The organism is Pontibacter flavimaris, assembly GCF_001907195.1.
Taxonomy (GTDB): domain Bacteria; phylum Bacteroidota; class Bacteroidia; order Cytophagales; family Hymenobacteraceae; genus Pontibacter; species Pontibacter flavimaris.
This window is the reverse complement of record NZ_LVWA01000004.1, coordinates 361,032-373,718: the sequence shown is the minus strand read 5'-3', so window position 1 is coordinate 373,718 and position 12,687 is coordinate 361,032. Positions and strand designations below refer to the sequence as shown.

The following is a 12,687-nucleotide window of genomic DNA, read 5'->3' as shown; positions in this document are numbered from 1 at the left end:
ACGCCAGCCCAAAAGGTTCTACGATTAATTTCCTCTTACTGCTTAACCAATGCTTTCGATAAGAACTTTGGTATAGTTCTGACGATGACCTCTCGACTTCTTATACCCTTTTCTTCTCTTCTTCTTAAAGATAAGCACTTTGTCGGCTCTTACCTCACCCAGGATCTTACCAATTACCTTGATACCATCCACGAAAGGAGCGCCAACAGTGATAGTACCGTTGTCATCAGTTAGAAGAACATTGGCGAACTCAACGGCGTCACCTTCATTGCCGGAAAGCTTGTTGGCGTAGATGAACTTACCGCTCTCTACCTTGGTCTGTTGACCTGCGATTTCTACAATTGCGTACATCAGCTTCAATGTATGTTTAAAAAATATTTAGTCCGCAAAAGTACGGCTTCGTTTTGATATTTGCAACGGCTTGTATAACAAATTGTTCGCCACCTATACTTTGCCTATACATATGTGTGGAAAAGTATGTGCATATCCACATAGGCGTTTTTCATTCTTGTCGATAAATCGCATAAACGGTTTTACAACAACACCTTACAGTTATCCTGCCCAAGGCTACTTTTCCACAACCATCATCTACGCCTCGCCTTATACCATCCCCTTGCGCGCCGCCTGTTTGAGGCAACTTCCTCCCGCTACTCCCACTCTAAGGTTTTAGCCCTATATTGGCCCGAAAGAGCTATATTGCTGCACTCAAGCTATTTCATATATACTTGTCCTAATATTCAGGAGTAATATATATGTTAATTGCAATGTGGATAACCGTGTGCATTATGGGTAAAATCGGCCCAGGCGCCGCCACAGGGGCATGTGCATAAATTGAACAACTTTCGCCCCGTAAATCGAGTTCATTTCTATATATTTGAAGTCAGGATATTATTGGATGGCCTTCTGACCTCCACCTGAGCCAAAACTTAAACGGGGTGTTTTCTAAGCTAGTCAGCTTACCCCTTCAATCAATAAAACGCTTATTTTAAAAGATTATGGAGCCAATACTGCAAGAAAACCCAAACCGCTTTGTACTGTTCCCGATACAGCATGACGAGGTATGGCAGATGTATAAAAAGGCAGAAGCCAGTTTCTGGACAGCCGAGGAAATTGATCTGAGCCAGGACCTGAAGGACTGGGAGAACCTGAACGACGGCGAGCGCCACTTTATCAGCCACGTGCTGGCCTTCTTTGCTGCCTCGGACGGCATCGTGAATGAGAACCTGGCCGTGAACTTCATGAACGAGGTGCAGATTCCGGAGGCGCGCTGCTTCTATGGCTTCCAGATCATGATGGAGAACATCCACGCCGAAACCTACTCCCTCCTTATAGATACCTATGTAAAGAAGCAGTCGGAGAAGGACTTCCTGTTTAACGCCCTGGAAACCGTGCCTGCCGTGAAAAAGAAGGGCGAGTGGGCATTGCGCTGGATCGAGAGCGAGAACTTTACCGAGCGCCTGATCGCTTTCGCGGCGGTGGAAGGCATTTTCTTCTCAGGCTCGTTCTGCTCTATCTTCTGGATGAAGAAGCGCGGCCTGATGCCTGGCCTCACGTTTTCGAACGAGCTGATCTCCAGAGACGAAGGCCTGCACTGCGACTTTGCCTGCCTGCTGTACCGTATGCTGGTAAACAAGCTGCCGGAGGAGCGCGTGCACGATATTATAAAAGATGCGGTAATGATAGAGCAGGAGTTCGTGACCGACGCCCTGCCCGTGGACCTGATCGGCATGAACGCCAAGCTGATGAGCCAGTACATCGAGTTTGTGGCCGACCGCCTGCTGGGCGAGCTGGGCTACAGCAAGATCTACAACTCCACCAACCCGTTCGACTTTATGGAGATGATCTCGCTGCAGGGCAAGACCAACTTCTTCGAGAAGCGCGTGGGCGAGTACCAGAAGGCCGGCGTGCTGGGCGATAAGGATAAAAAGATGTTCAGCCTGGACGAAGACTTTTAAGATCAGATTTTCCTTTGTAAGTTCAGGGGCAGAAGGGGAGCACATGCCTGGCCCCTGAACTTATACTTATTACCAGTGCCGGGCGGCAGTAGCAGCAACAGAGGCGACCGCAAGCCGCACCGGAACAATAGCCGGCATCATCGCCGCCCGCAGGGTATCCCAACCCTGCTCCATAGCAAAAGCATTTGGCTTTAAGCATAATCACTTGTACTGCAACGGCTTATACTTATATCTGCGTATGGGCTGATTGTATAGCTATATTAAAGTATACCCGACTGTCGGAACGGCAGCGGCTTTTTACAGACACCTGTTTATTTAATTAACCACCCGGGCCCTTGACACCCGCTAATTGTATACGCTATGTTAGTAGTTAAACGCGACGGCCGACGCGAGTCCGTCAAATTCGACAAGATTACCGCACGCATCGAGAAGCTGTGCTATGGTTTGCACATGGACTACGTGTCGCCGATTGAGGTGGCCAAAAAGGTGATCGACGGCATTTACGATGGCGTGACCACCGTGGAGCTGGACAACCTGGCTGCCGAGACGGCTGCATCGCTTACCACCAAGCATCCGGACTACGCGGTGCTGGCAGCGCGCGTGGCCATCTCGAGCCTGCACAAGGTAACGAGCAAGTCATTCTCCAACACCATGAAGCGCCTCTATACTTACGAGGACCCGAAAACAGGGGAGAACGCTTCGCTGCTGGCCAAAGATGTGTATGAGATCATCCGCAAGCACGCGGCCCTGCTCGACTCCACCATCATCTACGACCGCGACTACAACTACGATTACTTTGGCTATAAGACACTGGAGCGCTCTTACCTGCTTCGCCTGGATGGCAAGATCGTGGAGCGCCCGCAGCATATGTTGATGCGTGTGGCCGTGGGTATCCACAAGGAGGACATCGAATCTGCCATTGAGACTTATAACCTCATGTCTGAGAAGTGGTTTACGCACGCCACCCCAACCTTATTCAACGCCGGCACGCCAAAGCCACAGCTTTCTTCCTGCTTCCTGCTGACCATGCAGGACGACAGTATCCCGGGCATTTACGACACGCTGAAGCAGTGCGCGCAGATTTCGCAGAGCGCCGGCGGTATCGGCCTGAGCATCCACAACGTACGTGCCACGGGTTCTTACATCAAAGGCACCAACGGCACCTCCAACGGCATCATCCCGATGCTGAAGGTGTTTAACGACACGGCCCGCTACGTAGACCAGGGCGGTGGCAAGCGCAAAGGCGCCTTTGCCATTTACCTGGAGCCATGGCATGCCGACATCTTCGATTTCCTGGAGTTGAAGAAGAACCACGGCAAGGAGGAGAACCGCGCCCGCGACCTGTTCTACGCCCTCTGGACACCGGACCTGTTCATGCGGCGCGTGGAGGAGAACGGCGACTGGAGCCTGTTCTGCCCGAACGAGGCACCTGGCTTGGGCGAGTGCTGGGGTAAGGACTTCGAGCGCCTCTACGAGAAGTATGAGCGCGAGGGCCGTGCCCGCAAAACGGTAAAGGCGCAGGAACTGTGGTTCCATATCCTGGAGTCGCAGATAGAGACGGGCACGCCGTACATGCTGTATAAAGACCACGCCAACTGTAAGTCTAACCAGCAGAACCTGGGCACCATCAAGAGCTCGAACCTGTGCACTGAGATCATGGAGTACACCAGCAAAGACGAGATTGCCGTGTGTAACCTGGCCTCGCTGGCGCTGCCGCGCTTTGTGAAAGAGGACGATAAAGGCAACAAGACCTTCGACCACCAGAAGCTGTTCGACGTAACCTACCATGCCACGGTCAACCTGAACAAGGTTATCGATATCAACTATTACCCGGTGCCGGAGGCGCAGAACTCGAACATGCGCCACCGCCCAATCGGGTTAGGCGTGCAGGGCCTGGCCGATACCTTTATTCACCTGCGCATGCCGTTCGAGAGCGACGAGGCAAAAGGGTTGAACAAAGACATCTTCGAGACGATCTACTTCGCAGCCATGACGGCCTCTAAGGATCTGGCTAAGAAGAACGGTGCTTACGAGACGTTTAAAGGCTCTCCACTGTCGGAGGGCAAGTTCCAGTTCGACATGTGGGGTGTAACGCCGGAGAGTGGCCGTTGGGACTGGGAAAGCCTGCGCAAGGAGGTAATAGAGCACGGTGCACGCAACTCACTGCTGCTGGCGCCAATGCCTACTGCCTCTACAGCGCAGATACTGGGTAATAACGAGTCGTTTGAGCCTTATACGTCTAACATTTACCTGCGCCGCGTACTTTCCGGCGAGTTTATGGTGGTGAACAAGCACCTGCTCAAGGACCTGATCGCGCTGGGTATCTGGAACGATAAGATGAAGCAGGATATCATTGCGGCCAATGGCTCTGTGCAGGATATCCCGAACATCCCGCAGCACATCAAGGACCTGTACAAAACCGTGTGGGAGATCAGCCAGCGTGCTGTGATTGACATGAGCGCCGACCGTGGTGCCTTTATTTGCCAGAGCCAGTCGCTGAACCTGCACGTGCAGAACGTGAACTTCGGCAAGCTGACCTCGATGCACTTCCACGCCTGGAAGCGCGGACTGAAAACAGGTATGTACTACCTGCGCACCAAATCTGCCGTGGACGCCATTAAGTTTACCGTGGAGAAGCAAGCCGCCGAAACCCTTTCGCCGGTGTATAGCAACCAGGATCAGAACCGCAGCGACATGAGCTGCTCCCTGGACAACCCGGACGCTTGCGAAGCTTGCGGATCGTAAATAACTAAAGAAGGAGGGCACATCGCCCTCCTTCTTCTTTTTCCTACCTCTTATAAGTCCTATGTTACTGCTAGTGCCCTGTTAGCGGGTAGTATTATATTATCTACACCACTTGCGATGAAAGATTTAAGAAGATTTTACGAAATCGATAACCTTAAGAAAAGTTGGAAATGGCTCAACACAAGTGTTAAATATGACTACAAAAGCTATTTTAGAAATCTATATAAGGCTTATGCTTTATCTAATGAAGAATCTATCAAAGATCTTAGAAAGAGGCTAAAGGATGGCACTTATATTCCCTCTCATTCTACTAAAGTATACATTCCCAAAAAAAGCGGCATTCTAAGACCATTTACACTTCTGTCAATAGAAGATCAGATTGTTTATCAGGCTCTTGTAAACATAATCGCAGATAAGCTACTAACCAAAGTTGAAGGCAACTATAACAAAGTCAACTTTGGAAACAGGTACAATGGTCCTAAAGCAACTTTCTTTTTTAAAGACTGGAAGAAAGGGTACAGCCTCTTTAATCGTACTCTAATAAAATCTTATCAAAACGGTTTAACAACAACTGCAACTTTTGACTTAACTGCATTTTATGATTCTATAGATCATAAAGTTTTAGGGTATATACTTTCAACGCATGGACTTGGTGATGACTTTATTAAATTTTTAACAGACTGCTTAGGGAAATGGACCTGTAACACGGGAGAAGGTTTATATCATGGCCATGGCATACCGCAGGGGCCAATGGCATCTAGCTTATTAGCCGAAGTGGTGATGCATTATGTTGATGAAGAGTTTAAGAAGTCTAAACTTCCTGTTAAATATCTTAGATACGTAGATGACATTAGGTTAATGGCTCTCGATGAACGAGGAGTAAAACAGGGATTGCTAGCCTTAGACCTTCTAAGTAAAAGAGTCGGTTTATTCCCCCAGCCGGCTAAAATTGATATACATGAAATTACGAACGTCTTCGATGAAATTAAGACGATTAGCCAAGACCCAGAAATAAGGGAGGCAGAAAAAAGCATGAGCGCTGAGAAAGTACTCAATAAGCTTAGCAAGCTAACAAAAGGAGACAAGATCAATAATGAGACTCAGTTTAAATACCTTCTTAATATTGCTACTCCTAGTACTCAATTAAATAATAAGCTATTACAAGTATTAAATAAACAGCAGCATCTATATGAGCCTGTTCTTAGATATTATGAAAGTTTGCCTAAACTCTCTAAGAGAGTGTCAGAAGAACTTGTTCACCAAATAAAAACAAACAACTTATATGAAGAGACTACAGCAATGTACTTAAGATGTTGTCTGAATCGAATTCATAAAGACTACTATGATGACATCATCAATATATGCCTAAATTATGTCAGGATTATTGACACTTTAAGATCTCCAACTTTAAGATCAATCATTTTAACATGGCTGCTATGTGATCTTAAACTTACTTACATTGATTTAGAGAGATTACTAGCTAAATCAAGCAGTTGGACGATACAATCTATAATTGGTGAAATAAAAAAAGATCACTATGGCGTTGCTTCTTACCAAGAACTCATCAATAGCTTACTTATCAATGACAGTAGCGATGTTGCACTAAGCGCCGCTTATCTATGCATAAGTAATGATTTGAAAGTAACAGTAGAGAAAAATACAATAAATCCTTTAGCTCAAATTCCGCTATCGAAGCTAGGAAAGATCAAAACACCTATTTATCGAAACAGCACAATAAGTGATAGCCTTAAAATAATACTTAAAGAACGGCTGCCTGAATGCGATTGGAAAAGACTATTCGGCAGAAAACATCCTAAGTGTGAAAGGCAGTTGTTCATGTGTAGATCTTATATGCAAACCGATGCTACGGCATACTTTAACCAACTAGATGTCTTTAACGACTTACTTCTTGATAGTCTATATAAGGTAGATAATCAGCTTGGCAGCTATACTTTAGGAAAAATAGGCTCAGTGCTTAACTCTATAAGGTTACAAACCTTATACCCTAAGTTTTATAAACTATGCGACATAGTGCACAACTTAAGGTTGAAGAGTGAATTGTCACACCCATTAGAAAAGAGCACGAACAAGTATACAAGAAGGCTTCGCTTTGCAGAAATCAAGAGGAACAAGAAAACGATGAAAGAAGGATACTTAGAGGTTATCTCCAAAGTAAATGCTTTAAGTCAGGTTCCAGTGTAGGAATGAAGAGATAACTAAGCATCAGAAAACGCTTCTAAAAATGGATTGTATAGAGACTTACATCTGCGTTCCTTAACCCAACAGACCTCGTGGCGTCTTTACGACCCGCGAGCGTCTAACCTCTCCAACGCCTTCAGCTACGAAGCAGAGCAGTAGCCTTTCCACCAGACGCCCCGAAAGTGTTTGGGATCTCCGACTCGCCGGGTCTCTGTACACCGCGAGGTCTTCTGAGCCGCCAGGTCTTTTTGAGCCAACGTTGCTGCTGGTTCGTAGAAGTATAGCTGCAAAAGATGATACAGCTGGGGCCGGGGAAGTTCTACCAGCTTTACACCCGCGGCAATAACAAAAACGCTCTATAGCCCCCTGTTTCCTGCTTATACTATTTCCAGTAGCCAGGCCATGGCCTCCTCTTCGTTGTCGAAGTCGCGGAGAACCAGCTTCTGGTTCAGCTTGTCCTTTTTCTCCAGCATCACCTCTACTGCCTGCCGGTGCTCCTCGTACTCGGAGGGCAGGGTGGCCATGCGCAGCAGTGGCCCGGCTACAACCTGTGGCACGAACACCTCCAGGCTCCATTGCAGGTCAGCTGAATCAATGGCGTGCATCTTGCGGTTATCCCCGAGCCAGCCCAGCAGCTCGTGCCTGTCGGTGAGGTCGAGGCACAGCAGCACCAGCTCCCTATACTCTGCCCCGCTCAAATGGCCGCTCCAGACAGCCTTGCCCAACCGCCGCTCTCTGTTGAAATAAATACTTACAAAGTTATTCCTGAAGTACAGGTTGAACATAAATCCGGTGTGAGATAAAGTCTGGCAAAAGGTATAGAAAGTATGGCTTAAATCAAAAGGGTAACCTCCGAAGCCTGGTACGTCAGCCACGGCCAGGAACGCCTGAAGCTGCGGCTGCTGCGTCAGGCTACTCTACAAAAAAAGCCGCTGAGCTAACCAGCGGCTTTTTTCAAGTATGACCGTTTAAGGCTGTGGCGCGCGGGTAATTGCGACGATGGACACACGGCGGTTGAGCTGCCGGCCTTCGGGTGTCTCATTCGTGGCCCGCGGTGCCTGCTCGCCCATTGCACCAACGGACAGGCGGTTGGCGGCAACGTTGCCCTTGTTCTGCAGCCAGTCTTTTACGGCGTTGGCGCGTTCCTTAGAGAGTTCCTTGTTATATGCTGCGCCGGCCCTGGCATCGGTGTACCCAAACACCCTGATCACGGCGTTTGGAGGCAGCTTTTTCAGGGCATCAGCTACTTGCTGCAGCTTCTCCTCGCCTTCGGCCCGGATCTCAGCCTTGTCGGTATCAAAAAGCACACGGTCATCTAAAGTATAAATGTTGTACTCGTTTGTGGCGCGCGCCTCTATCCCTGCTTCCTTCATCGCCGCATCGTCTGTTTCAGGGGCATCCCAGTCTATGTTAGTCCAGTAGGTTTCTTCCACAGTTATTACCTCAGCGCCATCTGCCTCTACCCGTCCACGCTCATCTTCATAAGCCACAGCAGTATCGGCGGTGGCCTCGTCCATGGTGTCTCTGTCCACGCCCCCTTCGGGGCTGTTGCAGGCGCCAAGTATGCCTATTCCGCAAAGTAGTAGGATCACATTCTTTTTCATGGTTAATCTAGTCATAAATTCGTCCTAAAGTTACGCGGCGCGGAAAGGATAGTTGCGCCATTTTTTCCCGGCCATTCCCCGAAGAATGTAAAGCAGGGAGTGACCGCATCCACAAGTATAAAGTATAGATAACCTTAAAGAGGCGGCGGCAAGCAGTGCGTAAAAGCAAAGCCCCGGCTCCTGAAGAGGAACCGGGGCTGGTGAAAGCTCAGAATCAGACACTTTATGCTTGCTTATTTCTTCACGAAACGCTGCGTCTGCTGCTGCTTGCCGTCGGTTACGTTTATAAAGTATATACCGGGCTGCAGGTGGCTTACCGGCAGTACCAGGTTTTGGCTGGCGCTGCTGTACTGCGCTACCTGCAGGCCATTGGCGTTTAGCACCGTAACCTGCGCGTTGTGCAGGGCGAGGCTCACGTTCACTTCGGTGGCGGCAATGGTGGGGTATACTTTGGCCAGGTTTCCGTTCAGCGTGTGCTGCCCCCCCTTGAACTGCAAGGCCACCACGTTGGAGGTTTCCTCTGTTCCGCCGAAGTCTACCTGGCGCAGGCGGTAATAATTGGTCCCTACGCCCGGGTTGGTGTCGGTGAAAGTATAGTTGATAAGTATGCTGCTGTTGCCGTGGCCCTGTACCTCCCCAATCTGGCTGAAGCTTTTGCCGTCCTGGCTGCGCTCTACCACAAACTTCTCATTGTCCAGTTCCTGCGCGGTGGCCCAGGTTAAACTAGCATTAGCACCCTGCACGGCTCCTTTAAAGTACATCAGCTCTACCGGAAGGGGGGCCACCACCTGCTCTTCCTCGCCAACTATCCTCAAGTCGTCCATCGCATAGAAATCCTGGTTGGTAATGTCCACCGTAATGGTCCAGCGCAGGTATACTTTCTCCTGGTTCAGGGCATCAGCGGGAAGGAATATCGGGCTGCCTCCATTGATGGGTGCCCATGTGTAGAAGCTGCTCGTGTTCTGCGTAAAGCCAATGCCTTTAGAGGAGTAGTTCACCCCATCCAGGCTGTACTCCAGCACTATCGGTTTTATGTTATCTATCTTCGTGGAATTGCTGTTCTGCTGCTGTTTCAGGATTGTCTGTCCGTTGTCGTTGTGGCGCCAGTGCTGTGTTCTATACTCTTCCCAGGTAACCATCAGGCCAACCATGTTCATGGTAGAGATGGGGTTGCTCAGGGTAAACTGCTTTACGGTACCGGTATCGGAGGCGACTCTGGTTCTGTAGTAGGGTCCTCCGGTAGTGCCATTCGGGTACACGTTATCCGTTGTCCAGGTTGTGGTAGTAATAGTGGATGGGGCAGTTGTGAAGTTCTGCTCATATAAAACTACTTCCTGCGCCTGTACGGTAAAAGCAAAAAAGAAAAGGGATGCGATAAGGGTAAAGAGGAATTTCATGGCACTATACTTTGTTTCGTTCGGTCCTTATAAAGAAAGAAACATGCCAGGCCATGAATGATCATACTTCGCCTAAACAATACAATATAACAATAGCTATACCCGGAGCTGTCCTACTTTTGTAACCTATTGAGGTTCATCACTATACTGTTGCAACATTAAACAGCCATAGCGTATAAAAAAGATCAATTTTCTTCTTTAGCAAGTTCAATTCCAATCCAATTATTCCCAAAAATGGAAACTGAACTATATAGCCAGTAGGCTATTCCCAAAACAGGAATCAGCAAAAGAAAGACTTTGCCAGAGGCAGAAAGAAGGAACAGGAGACAGCGTAACGCTGGCCATGCCTTATACTTTTAGGGCCGTGGTGACACCTTGGCACCTCCATTATATGTTAACAGCCTGATTAGAGCCATTTTGACACCTGGAGCACCCCACACTTCCGGAGCAAGCGCCTTGCAGTGTTTGGCACCAGGTTTGCATACTTGTAGCTATAAGAACTAAGAAGGAGAAAGAGATGAAATTGATAAAGGATAAAGAGTTTTTAAAGAATATCGCACACCAGATAGACCTGCTGAACACCATTGGCGGTGGCGTGAGTGAGACTTACGTGCATATTGAGAAGTATAAGAAAGGCGCAGTGATCAACGTGTGGGCTGCCGGCGTAAGCCCGGAGTCCTTTAAGGTAGTGCTGCACAACAACCAGCTTACCCTTTTCTCGATCCTGCATGACCAGGAGAACCCGGAAATGGCTGCTCCGCTCTTTAACAGGACATTTGTGTTGCCCCCGCAGGTAGACCTGGGCCGCATTGAGGCCGTACACGAGGACGGACAGCTGCAGGTAAGGCTGCCATACTTTGAAGGCACCAACAAGCCCCGCGAAATCGAGATAAAGCAACGCTAACAAGTATAAAAAAAGGCTGCCGCAACGGTAGCCTTTCTATTTTCACAGCCTCCTAACTTACCTACTGTATAAACCTTGCCTTGATGATAGAGGTCAGGAAATCGTGCACCTCCACCGTTTCCTGGTCGTACTCAAAGGTGTTAAACCCGTCGGATGTGGTCTGCACCACGCTGCAGCCGCTCTCAATCATCATGAAGATCAGCTCGCGCAGGCGGTACGGGTGGCCGGCAATGTTCAGCACACACACCATCTCAGCGTTCTCCACCAGTAGAAACATGTGCTGCACATGGTTCTCATCGGCCATAATCCTTTCTTGCGTCTTATCCATACTGTCGTCTTTGGCTATACCCTATAAGTATAAAACAGCATAAAAAGTGCCCGCTTTGCCGCGCCCGCGCCTCACTGGGGCATTTTCTTTATTTTGTCACAGCCCCCTCAGGTCTCAGTACAACAGGCTAAAGTATAAAAACCGCCACGGCTAACGGCGCGGGTGCTCCTGGCGCCAGCCCACCACAAAAAGTATGAACCAGACAGGGTAAAAGGGAGAGATGACGGAGGCAATGTAAGGGTCCACGGCGAAGAACAGCACCAGCTGCAGCAGCAGGCTCAGCACAAATCCGTACACGGCAATCCTATAGTATTTGTTTCTGAGGTTCATGGGGTTGTAAACGGGGAGAGTTGCACATGATGGCGGAAACAAAAAACCCGTCCGGGTTACGGACGGGTGTTCATTAAGCGGAAGGCCTCGGCCCTTGTTATTCCTTTTTCTACAATGATAGGAGGGTCATCCTCCTTCGCCACTACCAACCTGAAATCGTTATTTTCGTCCTGGTAATAGATCACGGTAGTGAGGTCCTCGTAAGCGATGCTGAATATCTTCCTTGCGTCCTCACTGGTGTAAAATTTATATTTATCTAACGTTATATTTCGTATTAACTTCATATCCCTACAGTCTCCTGGTACTTTAACGGTACTTACCATTCCCTTTGTTTCAAAAAAGGCAAGAGTACAATTATATTCTTCAGAAATTCACATACCTGATAAACAGCGGTTTATACCTTACAGCTGCAGTAAAATGGTGAAATCCTGAATCTGCGCGGAAAAGGCCCTTGCTGCTGTCTGCGGAAAGTAGTGCAAAAAACAGGCCACAATACCAGCATATGGTTATACTTCTATATCTGGCCTGCTGCAGTGCCCTTATTCCCTCAGTGTAAGCACTTAAGCTTAAAGAGCACCACCTCATCATCCGCTCTTCCGGCCCCTGCAGGCGCAGCTGGTTGGGGCAACAAGGTATAGCCGTCTTGCCTGAGGCTGCACTAAGATTAAGGCGGACCCGGCACTTTCTAAGCATCAGAAAAATGCGTAGGTTTAGCTGGATTTTAGAAGGTGGCCAAACGTTGCACGTCAGGACTGAGGGAAGATGCCTCCGCAGCAGTTGAGGCGCAGGCGGGCGGCTATACCATAATGCCCGCTGCGTACGTTATACGTAGTGGCGCACGCAACTTTTACCGCAGCCGGAGTTTCCAACGCGGGAGACATCATCATTTTAAAGCGTACACCACCCATGAGCAGCGGCAAAAACACCTGGCTTAAATGGCTGTTATACTTTGTTGTTTTTGAGCTGGCCGTGTTCTTCGGGCTGCAGTGGCTGCTGTCGGGCATGGGCATGAGCAACCAGGTGCAGCCGGAAAACACGATTGTGCCGAACTGGGTAAAGGCGGTTACGTTTATACTTCTATACTTGCTCTGCCTGCTGGCCGCCGTGCTGGTGGTGAGCAGCACCGTACCCGGCAAGCACCGCCCCCAGCTCATGCGCTGGGTATACCTGGCCCTGCTGGGGATGTTCGTGATGCTTTTTTTCCTGTACTAACCTAAAACACCGG

The 12,687-nt window shown here is 48.9% G+C and carries 12 protein-coding genes; 5 read left to right on the top strand and 7 right to left on the bottom strand.

Features of this window, described 5'->3' with window-relative positions; all coding sequences use genetic code 11:
* Positions 1 to 42 precede the first annotated feature (42 nt).
* Positions 43 to 351, bottom strand: coding sequence for a 50S ribosomal protein L21 (gene rplU, locus A3841_RS06605; RefSeq protein ID WP_073851518.1), 309 nt, complete (start codon positions 349 to 351; stop codon positions 43 to 45).
* 644 nt (positions 352 to 995) lie between these two features.
* Here rplU and A3841_RS06600 point away from each other — a divergent pair.
* From A3841_RS06600 to A3841_RS06590, 3 genes are all read left to right on the top strand, one after another.
* Positions 996 to 1,955, top strand: coding sequence for a ribonucleoside-diphosphate reductase small subunit (locus tag A3841_RS06600; protein ID WP_073851517.1), 960 nt, complete (start codon positions 996 to 998; stop codon positions 1,953 to 1,955).
* A gap of 360 nt (positions 1,956 to 2,315) precedes the next feature.
* Complete coding sequence (locus tag A3841_RS06595) at positions 2,316 to 4,700, top strand: ribonucleoside-diphosphate reductase subunit alpha (RefSeq protein ID WP_073851516.1); 2,385 nt, start codon at positions 2,316 to 2,318, stop codon at positions 4,698 to 4,700.
* Between the two features lie 117 nt (positions 4,701 to 4,817).
* Complete coding sequence (locus tag A3841_RS06590; RefSeq protein WP_073851515.1) at positions 4,818 to 6,902, top strand: RNA-directed DNA polymerase; 2,085 nt, start codon at positions 4,818 to 4,820, stop codon at positions 6,900 to 6,902.
* Between the two features lie 374 nt (positions 6,903 to 7,276).
* On the opposite strand, the gene A3841_RS06585 is transcribed toward A3841_RS06590, so the two are convergent.
* From A3841_RS06585 to A3841_RS06575, 3 genes are all read right to left on the bottom strand, one after another.
* Positions 7,277 to 7,684, bottom strand: a complete 408-nt coding sequence (locus A3841_RS06585; protein ID WP_073851514.1) for a hypothetical protein — start codon at positions 7,682 to 7,684, stop codon at positions 7,277 to 7,279.
* Between the two features lie 183 nt (positions 7,685 to 7,867).
* Entirely contained in the window at positions 7,868 to 8,503 is a 636-nt protein-coding gene (locus A3841_RS06580; RefSeq protein ID WP_073851513.1) for an OmpA family protein, read from the bottom strand.
* A 233-nt stretch (positions 8,504 to 8,736) separates the two neighbouring features.
* A complete protein-coding gene (locus A3841_RS06575; RefSeq protein WP_073851512.1) occupies positions 8,737 to 9,900 on the bottom strand; it encodes a T9SS type A sorting domain-containing protein in 1,164 nt (387 codons plus the stop codon).
* A 517-nt stretch (positions 9,901 to 10,417) separates the two neighbouring features.
* Between A3841_RS06575 and A3841_RS06570 the strand changes: the two genes are divergently transcribed.
* Positions 10,418 to 10,804 (top strand): Hsp20/alpha crystallin family protein, encoded by a 387-nt coding sequence (locus A3841_RS06570; RefSeq protein WP_073851511.1) that lies wholly within the window; start codon positions 10,418 to 10,420, stop codon positions 10,802 to 10,804.
* 61 nt (positions 10,805 to 10,865) lie between these two features.
* Here the strand turns inward: A3841_RS06570 and A3841_RS06565 are convergent, their stop codons facing one another.
* From A3841_RS06565 to A3841_RS06555, 3 genes are all read right to left on the bottom strand, one after another.
* Positions 10,866 to 11,132, bottom strand: a complete 267-nt coding sequence (locus A3841_RS06565) for a hypothetical protein (protein ID WP_073851510.1) — start codon at positions 11,130 to 11,132, stop codon at positions 10,866 to 10,868.
* A gap of 150 nt (positions 11,133 to 11,282) precedes the next feature.
* Positions 11,283 to 11,462, bottom strand: a complete 180-nt coding sequence (locus A3841_RS06560; protein ID WP_073851509.1) for a hypothetical protein — start codon at positions 11,460 to 11,462, stop codon at positions 11,283 to 11,285.
* A 56-nt stretch (positions 11,463 to 11,518) separates the two neighbouring features.
* Positions 11,519 to 11,746 (bottom strand): hypothetical protein, encoded by a 228-nt coding sequence (locus tag A3841_RS06555; RefSeq protein ID WP_073851874.1) that lies wholly within the window; start codon positions 11,744 to 11,746, stop codon positions 11,519 to 11,521.
* A gap of 547 nt (positions 11,747 to 12,293) precedes the next feature.
* Between A3841_RS06555 and A3841_RS06550 the strand changes: the two genes are divergently transcribed.
* Positions 12,294 to 12,674, top strand: a complete 381-nt coding sequence (locus tag A3841_RS06550) for a hypothetical protein (protein WP_235861309.1) — start codon at positions 12,294 to 12,296, stop codon at positions 12,672 to 12,674.
* Positions 12,675 to 12,687 lie beyond the last annotated feature (13 nt).